This is a genomic window from Telluribacter sp. (assembly GCF_035998675.1).
Classification (GTDB): domain Bacteria; phylum Bacteroidota; class Bacteroidia; order Cytophagales; family Spirosomataceae; genus Telluribacter.
Genome location: NZ_DASYHI010000014.1, coordinates 140,689 through 157,369 on the forward strand (window position 1 = coordinate 140,689; position 16,681 = coordinate 157,369).

13 protein-coding genes are annotated in these 16,681 nt (G+C 50.3%); 6 read left to right on the plus strand and 7 right to left on the minus strand.

Annotated features, from left to right (window positions below):
• The first annotated feature begins 181 nt into the window (after positions 1-181).
• The 5 genes from VGN67_RS07315 (at position 182) to VGN67_RS07335 (ending at position 3,795) form a co-directional block, all read left to right on the plus strand.
• Positions 182-976: a DUF4905 domain-containing protein gene (locus tag VGN67_RS07315; RefSeq protein ID WP_327486143.1), complete on the plus strand. Its 795-nt coding sequence runs from the start codon at positions 182-184 to the stop codon at positions 974-976.
• Positions 977-1,921, plus strand: coding sequence for a LysM peptidoglycan-binding domain-containing protein (locus VGN67_RS07320; RefSeq protein ID WP_327486144.1), 945 nt, complete (start codon positions 977-979; stop codon positions 1,919-1,921).
• Positions 1,922-1,999: 78 nt separating this feature from the next.
• A complete protein-coding gene (locus VGN67_RS07325; RefSeq protein WP_327486145.1) occupies positions 2,000-2,218 on the plus strand; it encodes a hypothetical protein in 219 nt (72 codons plus the stop codon).
• The gene (locus tag VGN67_RS07330; RefSeq protein ID WP_327486146.1) at positions 2,199-2,999 is read left to right on the plus strand and encodes a TIGR02757 family protein; all 801 of its coding nucleotides are present in this window, start codon (positions 2,199-2,201) and stop codon (positions 2,997-2,999) included. The genes VGN67_RS07325 and VGN67_RS07330 overlap by 20 nt, the downstream gene beginning before the upstream one ends.
• Before the next feature lie 61 nt (positions 3,000-3,060).
• Entirely contained in the window at positions 3,061-3,795 is a 735-nt protein-coding gene (locus VGN67_RS07335) for a class I SAM-dependent methyltransferase (RefSeq protein ID WP_327486147.1), read from the plus strand.
• Between the two features lie 82 nt (positions 3,796-3,877).
• Here the strand turns inward: VGN67_RS07335 and VGN67_RS07340 are convergent, their stop codons facing one another.
• The 7 genes from VGN67_RS07340 to VGN67_RS07370 all read right to left on the minus strand — a co-directional run bounded on the left by VGN67_RS07340 (position 3,878) and on the right by VGN67_RS07370 (position 15,154).
• Complete coding sequence (locus VGN67_RS07340) at positions 3,878-7,222, minus strand: ThuA domain-containing protein (protein ID WP_327486216.1); 3,345 nt, start codon at positions 7,220-7,222, stop codon at positions 3,878-3,880.
• 215 nt (positions 7,223-7,437) lie between these two features.
• Positions 7,438-7,863 (minus strand): hypothetical protein, encoded by a 426-nt coding sequence (locus VGN67_RS07345; RefSeq protein WP_327486148.1) that lies wholly within the window; start codon positions 7,861-7,863, stop codon positions 7,438-7,440.
• Positions 7,864-8,051: 188 nt separating this feature from the next.
• A complete protein-coding gene (locus VGN67_RS07350; RefSeq protein WP_327486149.1) occupies positions 8,052-10,415 on the minus strand; it encodes a DUF11 domain-containing protein in 2,364 nt (787 codons plus the stop codon).
• A gap of 738 nt (positions 10,416-11,153) precedes the next feature.
• Positions 11,154-12,206 (minus strand): sugar phosphate isomerase/epimerase, encoded by a 1,053-nt coding sequence (locus tag VGN67_RS07355; RefSeq protein ID WP_327486150.1) that lies wholly within the window; start codon positions 12,204-12,206, stop codon positions 11,154-11,156.
• Positions 12,207-12,251: 45 nt separating this feature from the next.
• Positions 12,252-12,662 (minus strand): four helix bundle protein, encoded by a 411-nt coding sequence (locus tag VGN67_RS07360; protein ID WP_327486151.1) that lies wholly within the window; start codon positions 12,660-12,662, stop codon positions 12,252-12,254.
• Positions 12,663-12,752: 90 nt separating this feature from the next.
• Positions 12,753-13,898, minus strand: coding sequence for a Gfo/Idh/MocA family oxidoreductase (locus VGN67_RS07365; protein ID WP_327486152.1), 1,146 nt, complete (start codon positions 13,896-13,898; stop codon positions 12,753-12,755).
• Positions 13,899-14,020: 122 nt separating this feature from the next.
• Positions 14,021-15,154 (minus strand): Gfo/Idh/MocA family oxidoreductase, encoded by a 1,134-nt coding sequence (locus VGN67_RS07370; RefSeq protein WP_327486217.1) that lies wholly within the window; start codon positions 15,152-15,154, stop codon positions 14,021-14,023.
• Positions 15,155-15,394: 240 nt separating this feature from the next.
• On the opposite strand from VGN67_RS07370, the gene VGN67_RS07375 reads away from it, so the two are divergent.
• Positions 15,395-16,654, plus strand: coding sequence for an MFS transporter (locus VGN67_RS07375; RefSeq protein WP_327486153.1), 1,260 nt, complete (start codon positions 15,395-15,397; stop codon positions 16,652-16,654).
• The last annotated feature ends 27 nt before the right edge of the window (positions 16,655-16,681 follow it).

A 16,681-nucleotide genomic window follows, 5' to 3' on the forward strand; every position in this document is an offset into this window, starting at 1 on the left:
ATTTGGGTAGCTTTAAAAACGCCTAAAATTAATGTATCTTTGTTTATGACCAGCTACTGGGTCATATCAGGGCGCTGAATTCAACTACCTGCCCCGGCCCTGGTAGAAGAACAAAGTCAACGGTAGGTTGTTCAGCAGTAAAGATTCAGAGGTGGTGTCAGGTACTAAACCGGTTGCAGTTTTGACAGAGTTTTTCTCCCACGTATTTCCCTATGCTGTCTGGCGGGTACTGCCGCATCCTGCTCCCGGACGAAACGAGTGGGCCGTGGAGCTACGCGATGTTCCCAACAAAGAAACCAATTTCGCGCTGATTGATTTGGCCGAGCCAGCCCTCCGCTGGCAAACCAGGCCCGAAGCCGCCGACTGGTGGACTACCCTGACGGCACTGGCCGACGATCAGCTGTTCCTGCATAACTACCGCTTCCCGGACCTGCCCGAGCCCACGGACCTGCTGTCCCTTTCGACCAAGGACGGGCTCCTGAGCTGGGCGGCCCCCAACCATATTTTTGTAAAGGTACTTGATGAAGCGAATATTGTGGTAGCTACCCGGCAGCAGGACAAAGTACTTTACAAGCAATGCCACCTGGAAAACGGCCGGTTAGCTACCCTGGCCGAAGAAGAAATGACCTCCACTACCGACTCGCCCGCCTACCGGGTACCTATACGATATCGAAAAGGCGATGTATATTTTGAAACCCTGTCTTCGTTCTTGGATAAAACCGTGAATACTAGCGGCGTCACCGTCATCGATTATCTGGAAGCCAGTCCCTATATAGCATTTTCTTACTATATTTACGAGAAAGAAAAGATAGCACAATACATAGTAGTCATAAACCGGAAAAGGGAAATTCTGTACCATACCTGCCTGGTCGAAGGCCGGGAAGGAGTAGGAAGGGATACCATGCTTTTTAAGGACGAAACCCTTGTTTTTCTTCGAAATAGTAATGAATTTGTAGGCATAAAACTATCATCCTAAATGAAATACCTGGTTCGATTGACGTTGTTGTTTGTATGTTTGGCCGGAGGGGAAGCAGCCTGGGCGCGTGGTACTTTTCATCCGGAGGCGGTGCCGTTGGATTCGGTAGGTACCGAAACGGTGAACGGCAGAGTGTATATCCTGCACAAGGTAAATCAGGGGCAAACCATGTACGCGGTTATGCGCCGCTACAAAACCACCATTCAGGCCATCAAAGAGGCTAATCCCGGAATCAATGACCAGTTGCGGTTCGACCAGGTGATACGGGTACCTTACGATGGACCACCCGCCCGGCCGCAGGTTGCCAAAGAAGTACCCAAAGAACAAAAGCCTAAGGAAGAAAAGGTAGCTGCCGCCCCAGCTCCGGAAAAGCCTACGCCGACTCCTTCCGGTATTCATAAAGTGGAGCCGGGCCAGACCCTGTACAGCATTGCCGTAAAGAACGGGGTACTCATGGCGGATATCCGTCGCTGGAACAACCTGTCTTCCGATAACGTTATGCTGGGACAGGAGCTGATTGTATCCGAAAATGCGTACCTGGCCCGTCGGCCCAGCGAAGTAGTGGCAACCAACGATGTATCCGACTCGTCCCGTGCCAAAGCGGCTGTCCCTGAGAAGGTCGTCAAGCCGACCGAAGAGCCCGTGACGACCAAGCCCATGGCGGGTAAAAAAATGCGTGAGTCGGGCCTGGCGGAGGTAATTGATACCAACGAGAGTACCAGCAAGTTTCTGGCGTTGCACCGTTCAGCTCCCATAGGTACCCTGGTGCAGGTAAAGAATGAATTTAATCAGCAGACCCTCTGGGTGAAAGTAATAGGCCGGATACCCAATACCAGTATCAACGAAGATATCGTCATTAAGCTATCGGCCCGGGCTTTCGAGCGTCTGTCGCCCGATACCCGCCGTTTCAGGGCGGAAATCAGCTACATTGAGGCTAACAACTAAGGCCTGCTACACCATATTTTATTCGGATAGATAACCTTACCGGAGGTCTGTCCAGAACTTTGAATTAAAATAAATACCATGAAACACTCACCTCAGTATAGATCAAAGCGGGAAGAAGAGCGGGCCGAACTTAAAAAGACTACCGGCTACAAGGTATGGAGTGTGATGTTTACGCTGATGTACCCCTTCATAGCTATTTTTACGTTCCTGTTTTCGGTCATCGTCATGTTTTTTTCGGGGGTGTCGAGGGTACTTGCGTATGTATTTGGAAGCAATCATGCCAGTCCCCGAAACTGAACCAGTACCTCTGTCGGGCTATATCGTCGACCTGCTCAACCAAAAGTACGAACAGTACAACCGTCCGGACTTTATCCCCCACGACCCCATTAGTATCCCGAACCGGTTCAGCCTCCGGCAGGACATTGAAATTATGGGCTTCTGGGCTTCTATTCTGGCGTGGGGCCAGCGCAAGACCATCATTTCTAAATGTTCGGAGCTGGTTTTGCAGATGGATGGAGCGCCCTATGACTTTATTGTCAATCACCAGGAGTCGGACTTGAAACGCTTTCTGCACTTTAAGCACCGTACCTTCAACGCCACCGACACCCTCTATTTTCTCCATTTTTTTCGGGATTTTTACCGGGAGCATGACTCGCTGGAAGAGGCATTTCTGCGGGGAATGAATGTTGGAGACCAAACGGTGGAAGGAGCTTTGAGGGGCTTTCACGACCTGTTCTGTTCGCTGGAGGACTTTTCCGCCCGTACCCGCAAACACATTGCTACGCCCGCCCGTAAATCTTCCTGCAAGCGCCTGAACATGTTTTTGCGCTGGATGGTACGTCAGGATAACCGGGGAGTAGACTTTGGCCTCTGGAGGCGCATTCAGCCGGGCCAGCTGGTTTGTCCCTGCGACGTGCACGTAGACCGCGTGGCGCGACACCTGGGCCTCATTACCCGCCCCCAAACCGACTGGCAAACGGCCACTGAGCTTACGGCTTCCCTCCGCCAGCTGGACCCGCACGATCCGGTAAAGTATGATTTCGCCCTCTTCGGACTGGGCATTGAGGGGTATGTGTAGCCGCCGGAAGGGAAACAATTGAGGGGGCGCAGGGTTAAATCAAAAGCCAACTGCCTGTTCTATGAAACGCCATCTCACCCTGCTCATTTTTTGCTTTACCGCCCTGAGTTGCACCACATCTACCTCCCAAAACAAAAAAAACCAGGATAGTACGGTATATGGGTCTCAACCGGCTTCTTCCGATGGTATCGGTAAAACCTACCTCGGCCGGGAGATTGCGCATGTAATGGGGTTTGGTGGGGCGGCCTGGCTTGAACGGGATGAACGACAGGAGGAGGAAAATACGGAGCTGGCTATTCAAAAACTACCCATTACACCTACCAGTGTGGTCGCGGACATCGGGGCCGGTACCGGCTACTACACCTTTCGGATTGCCCGCCGGGTACCGCAGGGAAAAGTATACGCCGTGGATGTGCAGGATGAGTCGGTCCGGTTTCTTGAAAAGCGGGCTAAGGAGTTGGGACTAGCTAATGTGGAGGTAGTCAAAGGAGAAGCTACTACGCCGAACCTGCCGGAAAATTCGGTGGATCTGGCCATGATGGTGGATGTGTACCACGAACTGGAATTCCCTTACGAAATGCTGCAGGCCCTGCGGAAGTCCCTGAAACCAGACGGAAAGCTCCTGCTCATTGAATACCGGGCCGAAGACCCTTCCATTCCCATAAAAAAGCTACATAAGCTCAGTGTAAAGCAGGCGGATAAAGAGCTGGCCGCTAATGGCTTTAAGTTGGTTCAGCGCGGGGACTTTTTGCCCATTCAGCATTTTTTGGTTTACCAGAAGACGGGGGAAAAGTAATTTTTTGAATTACCAGCTACAACATAAAAAAACAGGCGTGAAGCTTTTGCTCCACGCCTGTTTTTATTAAAGCCGGAAGTACTTACATTCCTCCGTTTATAAATTCAATCCAGTCAACCGAGAACAAAGGCTTGTTCTTGGCGTCCGGATTCTTGAATACAAATATCAGCTTGCGGCGGCGGTTATCGGCCGGTACCGTTAGAGGTATGGTCGTTTCCCCGGCGAAGTCCGCTCCAATTGTAGCCTGACCGATTGAAGGTCCGGTTGGTGAGTCGAGGCGTACTTCAAGGGTACCTCCCACGGTTTGGGCACTGGAAGAGGCCGCAAACACTTTAAGGTTACTGATACCCGTCAGATCTATATCGTCAAAGCCAAAATAACTTCCGTCTTTCAGGCCTACTACAACTTCGCTGGTGGCATTAGGAAGTTTAATTTTAAACATATCCTTGCTGCTTTCGTAGAGATTCGCCTTCATTTTGGCCGGGCGCAGCGCCACCGAGCTCATACCGGTCATCGGGCCAATTTGTCCGTTGCCTTTGTCAGAGTAGGTAGCCGTAAAGATGTAGGAGCCATCTTTGGCTTGAGCCTTTGGCACAAAAGTCCCCTGAAGAGCCATTTGATTCTCCGGTTTGTTGTTTCTGGCCAGCGACAGGATGTACTGCACCATTTCTTCGGCTTCTTCCTGCTTCAGCTGGGGGTGAGCGCTCATGGCCTGCTCGCCCCATACACCACCACCGCCTTTGATTACTTTCTCGGAAAGTCTTTTTACGGCATTACGGTCTTTCTGGTACTTGCTGGCTACCTCCATATAGGCGGGCCCCACTGATCTTTTATCCAGGGAGTGGCAGGCCTTACAGTCACTCAGTTCAATAAGGCGACGACCGGTCGAAAAGCTGGTGTTGGTTTGGTGACCCTGTGCCAGCATAGCCTTATCAAAGCCTTCCATGTAGTTAGCATTAAACATTACCTCATCGGCTGCGATAGTACCTTTGTCCAGGCTCCCATCTTCCTTGTCAGTAACTTTTACCTGGTACTCTACGGGTTTATTATCCCAAAAGAAAGTCTGGTTTCCTTTGATGGCGATATCTACCTTAGGAACATCATTACCTACTTTAACAATCAGGTTGGTAGTACCGCTGTTACCGGCAGCATCGGTTACCTTTAGGGTAGCAGTATACTCACCGGGCTTGGTATAGGTAAACTTAGGGTTGGCCTGCGTGCTCTTGGGAAGCCCTTTGCCGAATGTCCATTCGTACTTAACGGCGTCGCCATCAAAATCTTTGGAGCCCTGGGAAGAGAAAGCCACGGCCAGAGGTGCAGCACCAACGGCCTTATCAGCTTTGGCCTCGGCTACCGGCGGACGGTTACCCGCGTTGTAGGTAATGCGCGACAGGCGGGCGTCGTCGTTCTGGGCAAACCAGTTGCTGCCGTATTCCAGCATATACAGTGATCCATCCTTGGCAAACTGCATATCCATGGGGTGGCTTAAATTGGCGTTAGGCATGAATTTCTCCATCTGCACAAAGTCACCTTCCTTAGTCATGGTTACGGGGTTAATCCAGCCGCGCATCCACTCGTAGGCAAAGAGCTTACCGTCGTAGTAGCGGGGGAATTTTACCTTGCTGTCGGCGTAGTCGTCGTAGTAGTACACCGGTCCGGCCATCGCGTTACGGCCACCCTTACCCACGATGGAGCCAAACTCGGGAGATTCGGCATAGGGATAGTAAATAAACGCCTTCTGAGCCGGAGGCAGCTCCTTTAGTCCGGTGATACGGGTAGAAGGGTTAACGGGCTTAGCCGGGTCAAAGTAAGGGCCCGAGGTACTATCGGCAAAGCTGAAGACGCGGTAGGGTTTATTGTCACCTACAAAGAGCGGCCAGCCAAAATAACCGGCTTTACGGGCCTGATTGACTTCGTCGTGCCCGCGGGGACCACGCTTTTCGTTGTTTTCTCCGGCATCAGGACCTACTTCACCCCAGTAGAGGAAGCCGGTACGTTGGTCAACGGCGATACGGTACGGGTTACGGTTACCCATTACATAAATTTCAGGACGGGCGCCCTGCGTACCCTGTGGGAACAGGTTACCGGCCGGAATGTCGTAACCACCGTTGGCGCGGGGCTTAATGCGAAGGATTTTACCGCGCAGGTCGTTGGTATTGCTGGATGATGTCAGAGCGCTATACTTCTCCCGTCCCGGACGCTGGTCAATAGGAGCGAAACCATTTGAGAAGAAAGGATTGGTGTTGTCACCCGTTGACAGGTACAGGTTGCCCTCGCGGTCCCAGGCTATGGAGCCCCCGGTATGGCAGCAGTCGTTCTGGCCACCAATACGGTTCTCAGCCACGTTTAGTATTAGTTGCTCGGTGTTTAGTTGTAGCTTGTTATTGGCATCATCCCACTTCATCCGTACCAGGCGGTTGTTGGTATCCGGCTTAACGGCCGAGTAGTACAGGTACACCCAGCTGTTGTCTTTGAAGTTGGGATCAATATTAATACCCATAAGACCATACTCACGCTCAAAGTGTACAGGCAAATTTGTCACTAATTCTGTGCTGTTGGTTTTGGGATTAAATAGCTTTATAGCACCCTTACGCTCAGTAAAGAGTACCTTGCCGTTGTCAAGTACTACCAGCTCGGTAGGCTCGTCGAGTTTGTCTACAAGTACTGTTTTGGTGAAGCGATTCTCTTCGGGGCGGGACTGGGTGTAATCAAGTTTACCCGCCATTACGTACTGAAGACCACCCAGCAGGTGCTTCTTGAATACGGGTTCGGCGAAGGTTTCGTCGGTATGTCCAAAGTTGGTGTAAAAGGCTTTTCCACCGTCGTACTCGTGGTACCACGACATAGGGTGGTCGTCGCCCATTTTGCCTTCTTTGTAGGTTTTTTCGTCAATCTTCACCAGTACCTTTACGTTCTTGTTGAAGCTCTTGAAGTCATAAAACTCATCCTTTACCTTCCAACGGTCGGGAAAATCTTTCATGGAAAGGTGGTCGCGATTGACGACAAAGGCTTCACCGTTCTGTACATTGGGATTGCCGGGGTGGCTGGCAAAGTAGGCACCCGCCAGCTTGTTGTACCAGGGCCAGTCGTACTCAGTGTCCGCTGCGGCGTGTATTCCCACGTAACCTCCTCCGGCCTGAATATAGCGCTCGAAGGAATTTTGTTGCTCATCGTTCAGTACATCACCGGTAGTACTCAGAAATATGATGGCATTGTACTTTTTGAGATTCTGGTCGGTAAACAGAGCTGAATTCTCGGTTGTATCTACGGCAAATCCATTCTCTTTTCCCATCTGCATTATTGCCGCTTTTCCCGTAGGAATGGAAGCGTGCCGGAATCCCTTGGTTTTTGAAAACACAAGTACCCGCTTTCCGGGGGAGGTAGTCTGGGCGCTGGCCTGGTACCCACCTAAGGTGAGTAAGCACATGCACACAGCCCAGAAGCTCCCCTTTACGTATTTTTTAGAAAGGTCACACATTGTTGTTTGGACTGATTGGATTGGTTTTAAATTCTTTCAAAGTTACTACTCAGAACGTTACATATCAGAGAAATCTTATAATTTTTCAGAGTACTCCATAAGAAAACCCTGCTTAGTTAAAGAAGCAGGGCCTTATTGAGTTATACTTGCTGTGATTAGTACAATTACTTTACCCGTTCCAACCGGAGCAGGTGGGGCGGCTGGTCCCGGCGGGCCACTTCCAGTACTTCATTAGTGAGCAGTAGGATTTTCCAGCCCGAAACGGGGGCACAGTCTATATTGGGACAGCTAAACCAGTCGGTAAAAGCAATATCTTCCTTGTTAAGCCTGTAGGCGCGCGGGCTACAGGGTACCTGGCAGGGGTCAGTGGCAGGTACATTGTTAATAGTATAGCTGATCTTTTGATCGCGGGTAAATTCTACTACTACTGTTTCATAGTAGGTACCTTTAACCGGCTTCCAGTCGGCATTTTGCTCCTGAATGGCCGTGTACTTCCATTTGCCCACCAACGAATACTGCTCCTCAACCTCCGCTGCCCTACAACTGAACAAGGTTAAGGCAATACTCCAAGCTACTATGATTCGATGCATACGCTTTTCCTAAGAATGAATACCCCTTATAAATTCCAATAAAGATAACGAGTCAGAGCTTCAGGTGGTACTTTTTATTGTTTTCTCACGGAAATTCAGGTGGGAGTGGTGACCTGTATTTCAAAAAGCAGAAAGACCGGCCCTTTTTAGAGCCGGTCTTTCTGGTGAAGTCCAGTAGGAAACTATGGCTATTTGCGAACCTTACGGACGACAAAGGGAACACATACATTAACGGGGCAGCATTCTTCAACTACCACTATAACCGGGCAGCAGCCTTCGGCCGGGCAGGTTCCCTGCGAGGCGGTGTAGGTGTACTCATAAGAACCTTGTTCGGTATCGGTGGCGGTATAGGTGTTGCCGGTACCAACTTGCTGGGGCGTACCACCCTGTGCCTTCCGGAACCACACTACGCCGGTATACTGCTCGGGTATGGTAAGTACCACGCTGATATTCTGTCCTGCACACACCTTGATAGGTACCGTAATACATTCGCGGTCCATATCGTCTTCGCCCTCCTTTTCGTTGCCGGGGGTACTGTCAATATCTTCCTGGTCCATTTTTGTAATCTCCGCGGTATTGAACCACACGCCCTCACCAACCACTTTGGCTACTACCATTAAGGTTGCCGTATCACCTACGGCCAGGCTCCCAAAGGTCCATTTGCCGGTAGTCTTGTCATAGTTTCCCGTAGCGGTGGCATGGGTAAGGTACTCCAGACCTCCATTGAGCAAATCAGTAACTTCTATTCCGGTAGCGGTATACTCGCCCTGGTTCCAGACCCGGATAGTAAAGGTTACGTCTTCGCCCAGCATAACCAGCTTTTTGCTGACGTCTTTGGTCAGAGCCAGGTCATACACTTTTTCACAGTCAATAGTCGTCACCGCAACGGTATCCGAGCAGCCGTTGAGGGCATACACAAACTGGTAGGTACCTTCGTTGGTAAGGCCGGTCACGTTGCCACTCGCGTCGATGGCTACTCCGGCGGGAGTACCTACTATACTCCAGGTACCACTACCGGGGCTGCCGGTCAGTTTGGCGGTACCTGCACTGGTACATACGTTGGTCAGGTCAGTACCGGCGTTGGGCTTCGGTTTAGTAGTAAATTCGGGACCATCCATGACAGTCCGGCAGCCGGTAGCCGTGTTGATAATCATAACTATACCTTCAAAGTTAGAAGGTACGTACAGTACCGTATCTTTGCCTCCCCCCGCAATGCCGCCGAAGGTCCTGACGATGTCGACTGGCTGCGCCTGCTTACAGGTAGAGTCGGTGGCGCTACCGGCAAAGTGAATCCGGAAAGACCCTGCGGTTTCGATGTTGACATGTACCGGCACCAGCGGCTCTCCTTCACAAACTGTTTCAGCTGTAATGGTAGCTTTGGGGCTGGGCAGTAACACGATAGGGGCACAGGCCTTAGGACGGCAATTTTCGTCCGGAGGATTATTTAATATGGCGTAAATGTAGCAGGTAATGTTTTCGGTGCCGTCGTTATTGGTGAGTTTTATGTTCGGCAACTGAACTACCCCGTTCTCACCGGGTTTGACTGTACCCAGGTAAGTACCTCCCTGGTAGGGATTATCGACCGGATTTTCGAAGTAGACAAACCGGATGGAGTCGGCCGTATTGGTATTAACAGTAACGGTTACACAGTCACCGTTACATAGTTCGCTGGGTGAAGTGGCAATGTCGCTGATCGTAAGCTCACAGGGGGCTTCACAGTCTTTGGTTTTGAGGGATAAGGTATCCGAGCAGCCGTTGACCGTATAGGCAAACCGGTAAGTACCTACGTTAACCAGGCCGGTAACGTTTCCTCCGGCCGTAACCGCAACACCGGGAGGCGTACCTACCACGCTCCAGGTACCACCACCGGGGCTACCGGTGAGCTGGGCAGTACCGGTGCTGGTACATACGTCAACAAGGTCGGTTCCGGCATTGGGTTTGGGGGCTTTGGTAAATTCGGGAGCATCATAAATAGTCCGGCAGCCGGTCCCCGTGTTGATAATCAAAATAATACCCGTGAAGCTTTCCGGTACGTACAAAACCGTGTCTTTCCCTCCACCCGGCAAGTCCGTAAATGTCTTGGTAATATTAACTGCCTCGGGTTGCTCGCAATCCGCCTGGGAGGTACTCTCGGCAAAGTGAATGCGAAACATACCTTCCGAAAGGATTTTGACGTGCACGGGGGCCATGGTTTCATTGCCACAGATGGGCGAAGCGGAAATTGTCGCCTTGGGACTAGCCAACACCACAACCGGCTCACCATCAGAAGGCCGACACTCCGGATCACTGGGGGTGTCTTCCAGAATGGCGTACACGTAGCAGGTCAGTGATACCGTGTCGTTGTTATCGGGAAGGCTGATGCCGGGAGCATTTAGGGGGAATTCAACCACTCCTTCGGCGTTGGGCTTGCCGGTACCTATATAAGTACCATCCACGTACGGGTTGTCTGTTTCACTGGCAAAGTACACGAAACGAATGGAGTCGGTTGTGTTGGTCTTTACTTTTAGCGTTACACACTCATCATTACAGATTTCGCTTTTCGAAATCTCCAATTCTGTGATAGTAATACCGCAGGCAACATTCGGGGGGGAGTTCAGCGAGTTGGCTGTTTTGTTTCCCGCAACAACGAGCCTTTTCGTGGCAGAAGCTTTTTTAGCGGCTGTTCCGTTTTCGACCGGAGGTCCCGCTAACGGAATAGCGTAGGACAGACTTCCAGATAACAAAGCTCCGATTATTAAGCAGACAAAAACGAATTTGCTAAACAGTGCTTTTCTTACCGCAGGGACTGGTAATTTTTTTTCCATAGTGGCGAAATGAGAATAAGGCAAGTGGATATTAATAGTATGTGTCGTATATAGCTAAATTGTTGCTAACTAGCTGATACCCTTCGCCTCAATCTTTCGTCACTATCTAGTTCAAACTGAAATTTTCGTTAATTGTTAATTGACTTAAAAATATATTTAATAAAGAGTAAAAAATACAGCGGAATAGCCCCAGTTACTTCGGCTGTTACTACTCTTTATTTCTCAAGCAAAGATAACTCCAGGACAAAATAAGGGACTATTATATTACAATATAGTTCTATAACTACCTATTTTTCAAAAGGTTATAGAAGGGGGTGCATGGGGTTACTTTTGCCCGTTTTTGAATTTTGGTGAAAATGTACACCTACTATTATTCAAAAACAACCAAGCAATTTAAGTGCCAAAATGAGCAGGTGTCTGATTGTCAATAGAAAAAGCCTTCGGAGAAATATTCCCCGAAGGCTTTGGTTGGTAGCTATTAGGAGGTTAGAGGCCCAGTACCTGGCGGTTAAAAGCCTCGTCGGCACCGGTACCGGCAAAGTCATCAAAGGCTTTGGCCGTAACCTCAATGATATGGTCGGCAATGAACGGTGCCCCCTCGGCAGCCCCCTGCTCCGATGACTTAATAGCGCACTCCCACTCAAGTACCGCCCAACCGTCGTAGTTATACTGCGACAGCTTGGAAAAGATACCGGCAAAGTCGACCTGACCGTCGCCCAGCGAACGGAACCGACCGGCGCGCTCTACCCAGCCCTGGTACCCGCTGTACACGCCCTGCTTACCCGACGGGTTAAACTCGGCATCCTTGACGTGGAACGCCTTGATGCGCTCGTGGTAAAAATCAATAAACTGCAGGTAGTCTAGCTGCTGCAGTACAAAGTGACTGGGGTCGTAGTTAATATTGGCGCGGGGATGGTTATCTACCGCTTCCAGGAACATCTCGAACGTAATACCGTCGTGGAGGTCTTCGCCGGGGTGCAGCTCGTAGCACACGTCTACTCCGGCCTCGTCGAAGGCATCCAGGATAGGCTTCCAGCGTTTGCCCAACTCGGTAAAGGCCGTCTCAACCAGACCGGCCGGACGCTGCGGCCAGGGATACAGGAAAGGCCACAACAGAGCACCCGAGAAAGTAGGGTGTGACTTAAGCCCCAGGTTCTGGCTGGCTTTGGCGGCCCACTTCAGCTGCTGGGTAGCCCATTCCTGTTGTTCTTTGGGGTTGTTGGCCAGTTCGGCCGGGCCGAATCCGGCAAACATGGGGGCGTAGGCCGGGTGTACCGCTACCAGTTGCCCCTGCAGGTGCGAAGACAGTTCGGTTACTTCCAGGCCGATTTCGCTTAGCTTGCCTTTCAGGTCGTCGCAGTACGTTTTGCTTTCCGCGGCCTGTTTCAAGTCAATACAGCGGCTGTCCCAGGCGGGAATCTGGATTCCTTTGTACCCCAGCTCCGCCATATAGCGGGCAATGGTATCCAATGAATTAAAAGGGGCTTCGTCGCCCATAAACTGAGCCAGAAATACTGCGGGGCCTTTTATTGTTTTCATAGTTAGTTCGATTGTGAATTAGTGATTGAGAGGTTGAGCGAATAATTACTTCTGTTCTCTTAAGGTATGCCGGGCTTTTGCGAGAATTTTTAGAATAGTAGTTGTCTCGGTTTTTAAAGAGGCCAACTTTTTTGCTTCAACTATATCTGCTTCTTCCAATATTTCCAGCCAAAACAATGATTCATCAGCTTCTTCTATGGTAACAGATAGTTTAGCAAAAAACTCAGCCTTACTCCTGGCCCGACATGCGGCGCGGTAGTTGGCACCCGTGGAAGATGCTGAGCGTAATAGCTGTTTGCCAATCAGCCGAGCTTCTTCGGTAGGGGGTAGTGCCTGGAAAAGTTTAATATGTCGCAGTACCAGTTCCTTGGTCCTGAGCTTCATTGCATCGGCAAATTCAGACTTAGCCTGATACTCGTATTCGTTACTTTCCTCCACCCACCAGTCATTGTCCATAAGTAATATCTGTATTGGGAGAATGAGTAGTTGAGAGAATGAGCGAATGAAAGCTGTAATTCACTCATTCTCTCCCTCAATCATTCATAATTAAATCTCCACCCACGCCTGCTTCTTGTTGCTTTCCAGGATTTTTTCGCAGATGAGCAACTCGCGGTAGCCGTCGGCAAAGGTGGGGTAGGTGGGGTTTTCGGGTTGCTTACCAGCGGCTACGGCGGCGTACACTTCCTTGAACATCTGCTTGGAGGTGTCGGGGAAGCCTTCGTTGTGACCACCGGGGAAGCTGATCACCGAGCGCGCTTCGGCATGTACCAGCGAAGGGTCACGCATGAGTGATTCATTGTAGCCGTCGCGGTTACCAATCCACATTTCATTGGGTGCTTCCGAATTCCAGGCGAACGTTTTGCGCGAACCGGCAATCTCCAGTTTCATCTGGTTTTTGCGACCGGCCGATACCTGCGATACCGTAATAACGCCCCGGTTGCCATTGTCAAAGCGAAGTAGTACGTTGGCGTGGTCTTCGGTGTTGATGGGTACATCGGCGTAGTCTTCGGGCGTGAGCATTTTGCCGGAATACGTTTCTACGGGCTTCAGCGGCTTCTTGCGGGTCTTGTGTATGGTATTGAAATCGGCCATAACGGCTACGGTTTTCAGACCGGTGATGTACTCAATAATATCCATCAGGTGAGAGCCGATATCAGCAATAGCCCGCGAGTCGCCGGACTTGTCCGGCTCGAGACGCCAGTTGTAGTCGGTTTCGTAAAAGAGCCAGTCCTGTAGGTAGGAACCCATGATGGAGTATACCTCACCCAGGTCGCCCCGCTCCCGCATCACCCGCATCTGGCGGGCCAGCGGATAGTACCGAAGGTTGAAGTGTACGGCATTAACCAGGCCGGTCTGGGCGGCCAATGCTACCAGTTCTTCGGCTTCGGCCAGGTCTTTGGCCAGCGGCTTTTCGCATACTACGTGCTTGCCTGCTTCCAGAGCAGCCTTCGACTGGGAGTAGTGCAAAAAGTTAGGGGTACATATATGGATACACTGAATATCATCCTGCTTCAGCAGCTCTTCAAAGGTATAGTAGCGGTCAATACCCAGGCCCTCCGCTTTTTCTTTGGCCAGCTCGGCGGTAACTTCACAGAGCGCGGCAACTTCTACATTGGGTAAACGACGGAGCGCTTCAATGTGAGCGGGTCCGATAAAACCTGTACCTACCACACCTACTTTAATTTTGTCCATACTTTAACAGTTTTGAATGAGTGATTAAGAGAATGAGAGAATAAGGAATTTGAACAATGATCAGAATAAGAGAACGAGAGAATAAAATAATAATTCACTCAATCACTCATTCTATCATTCAATCATTGAATAAACGACGTCCATTTGTGGGTTGATTCATTGGAAGCAATGACCGTATCAATGAATTTCATGCCGCGAACACCATCGTGTACAGTAGGAAAGTCATAGAGCGGGTCGGGCTGCTCGCCTTTGGCATAGGCCCTGACCGCCAGGGCAAAGTTACGATACAGGTTAGCGAAGGCTTCCAGGTACCCTTCGGGATGCCCCGCCGGTAGCCGGGTATGTACCATGGCGGCATCGGACAAATGCCCGATGTTGGTCCGGAGAAGACGTACCCCTTCCTGGGTTTTATGAACCAGGGTATTAGGCTCCATCTGGTGCCACTGCAGCCCCCCAAATTCACCATAAATACGAATATTCAGGTCGTTTTCCTCGCCGTTGGCAATCTGGCTGGTGTGCAGGATACCCTTGGCACCGTTATCAAAGTGCAGGAGTACATTGCCATCGTCGTCGAGTTGGCGTCCTTCCACAAAAATGGTCAGGTCGGCACAAAGCTCGGAGATTTTCAGACCCGTAATGTATTCGGCCAGGTTTTCGGCGTGGGTACCTATGTCGCCCATACCACCGGCAGCCCCGGATTTGGCCGGGTCGGTACGCCAGGCGGCCTGCTTGTTGCCGGTACTTTCCAGCAGCGTCGACAGCCAGCCCTGCGGGTACTCTACTATAACCTTACGAACTTCTCCCAGCGCCCCTGATTGTACCAGGTGGCGGGCTTCCTTTACCATCGGGTAGCCGGTGTAGTTATGGGTAAGGCAAAAGAGCAAACCGGTTTTATCAACAAGGGCTGCCAGTTCTTCGGCTTCCTGGGTATTTAGGGCCAGGGGCTTGTCACAGACTACGTGGAAACCGTTTTCCAGCGCCAGTTTGGCCGGAGGGTAGTGTACATGGTTAGGGGTTACTATACAAACAAAGTCCATCCGGTCGCCTTCGGGCAGTTCCTTCTCCTTTTGAATCATTTCTTCGTAGTCGCCGTATACCCGGTTGGGGGGTAGGTACAAGGCTTCGCCGGTAGATTTTGATTTTTCCGGGCTGGAACTGAATGCTCCGCAAACTAACTCTATTTCGCCGTCCATGATGGCAGCCCGGCGGTGGACAGCCCCAATAAAGGCATCCATACTACCACCCACCATACCCATGCGTATTTTTCTTGGCATTACTGTTTGGTTTAGGTTTTTAAAAGAAATTACCAGAAAAAAGAGTAGCATTTAGCTCTCTTACTTCTTACAAAGGTAGCAAGTTCAAAAAAATCGCATAATACCTGAGATTATTATTAGTAGAAATGACACCTATTTCTTTTTTTTACGAAATAATTGGACAATAACCTGATAAAATCAAACTTTACAACCTATCCTTTTACCTTAAACGCTACTAATCTTATGAATCAAAATGTCAATGCAGATCGCCTGTTTTATGGCAGTTGCTTTGCGCTCATTACCACAGCATTCTCGTTCGCTATTCGGGCGGGTATCCTGCCCCAGCTCGGAGAAGAGTTTGGCCTGAGTGCTGAGCAACTGGGCTTTATTAATTCAATGTGGTTTCTGGGCTTCCCTATTTCCATGATTATCGGAGGGTTGGTGTACCATTCCGTTGGACCCAGAGTCATCATGATGGTTGCTTTTGTGATGCACGCATTAGGAATTATTCTAACTATTTATTCAGGTGGGTACAATGGATTGCTGATTTCTACGCTATTCATCGGGATTGGCAACGGCTGTACTGAGGCTGCCTGTAATCCTATGATTGCGGATACCTATACCGGTCTGAAAATGAACAAGATGCTCAACCGTTTCCACATGTGGTTTCCGGGTGGAATCGTACTTGGTAGCTTGATCTCCCTGGCTATGACTTCAATGGGTATGAGCTGGCAGGCACAGATCTGGATAATCATGATCCCTACGCTGATCTATGCCTTCCTTTTCTGGGGACAGACTTTCCCGAAAGCCCAGGTAGAAGATGCCATGTCGCTTTCACAGAATTTCAGGGCGATGATTTTTAACCCGCTGTTCATTTTTATATTCTTCTGCATGGCGTTGACCGCTATTTCGGAGTTTGGTCCGCAGCAGTGGACTGCGCTGATCATGAGCAAGAGCGGTGCTGAGCCCATGCTGATTCTGGCACTTGTAACGGGACTCATGGCCGTAGGACGCTTTTTCGGCGGACCCGTTATTGGCCGTTTCGGCCAAACGGGTACACTGCTCGGATCGGCTATATTTACGACCATTGGTATCTTCCTGTTCGCTACCCAAACGGGCGCTATGGCCTACGTAGCCGCTATTTTCTTTGCCTTAGGCGTTTGCTATTTCTGGCCTACGATGATTGGTTTCGTAGCCGAAAAGATACCGCTGAGTGGTGCATTGGGAATGTCAATTGTGGGAGGAATGGGCATGTTCTCTACCTCTATTTTCCAGCCTATCATTGGTGGCTGGATCGATGACCACCGGGCCACTTTTGCCGCTCAGGGACTTTCCGGTGACGCGCTGGAATTAGCGGCGGGACAAGCCACACTGATGAATATGACGACCTTCCCGATTATTCTGGTCGTGGCCTTTACCCTTCTGCTTTTCTGGGTGCGCTCTCGTAATAAAAACAACGAAGGCTTGCCTAAATCAGAAGTGTTACAGCAGCCGCAGCTGTAAGGTTTTCTGGTATACAAATAAAATAAG

Excerpts from the sequence above, each read along its gene's own strand:
- VGN67_RS07335 (WP_327486147.1), top strand. The coding sequence starts at position 3,061 with ATGAAACGCCATCTCACCCTGCTCATTTTTTGCTTTACCGCCCTGAGT.
- VGN67_RS07360 (WP_327486151.1), bottom strand. The coding sequence starts at position 12,662 with ATGGACAATGACTGGTGGGTGGAGGAAAGTAACGAATACGAGTATCAG.
- VGN67_RS07330 (WP_327486146.1), top strand. The coding sequence starts at position 2,199 with ATGCCAGTCCCCGAAACTGAACCAGTACCTCTGTCGGGCTATATCGTC.
- VGN67_RS07375 (WP_327486153.1), top strand. The coding sequence starts at position 15,395 with ATGAATCAAAATGTCAATGCAGATCGCCTGTTTTATGGCAGTTGCTTT.
- VGN67_RS07370 (WP_327486217.1), bottom strand. The coding sequence starts at position 15,154 with ATGGGTATGGTGGGTGGTAGTATGGATGCCTTTATTGGGGCTGTCCAC.
- VGN67_RS07340 (WP_327486216.1), bottom strand. The coding sequence starts at position 7,222 with ATGTGCTTACTCACCTTAGGTGGGTACCAGGCCAGCGCCCAGACTACC.
- VGN67_RS07355 (WP_327486150.1), bottom strand. The coding sequence starts at position 12,206 with ATGAAAACAATAAAAGGCCCCGCAGTATTTCTGGCTCAGTTTATGGGC.
- VGN67_RS07345 (WP_327486148.1), bottom strand. The coding sequence starts at position 7,863 with ATGCATCGAATCATAGTAGCTTGGAGTATTGCCTTAACCTTGTTCAGT.
- VGN67_RS07365 (WP_327486152.1), bottom strand. The coding sequence starts at position 13,898 with ATGGACAAAATTAAAGTAGGTGTGGTAGGTACAGGTTTTATCGGACCC.
- VGN67_RS07320 (WP_327486144.1), top strand. The coding sequence starts at position 977 with ATGAAATACCTGGTTCGATTGACGTTGTTGTTTGTATGTTTGGCCGGA.
- VGN67_RS07325 (WP_327486145.1), top strand. The coding sequence starts at position 2,000 with ATGAAACACTCACCTCAGTATAGATCAAAGCGGGAAGAAGAGCGGGCC.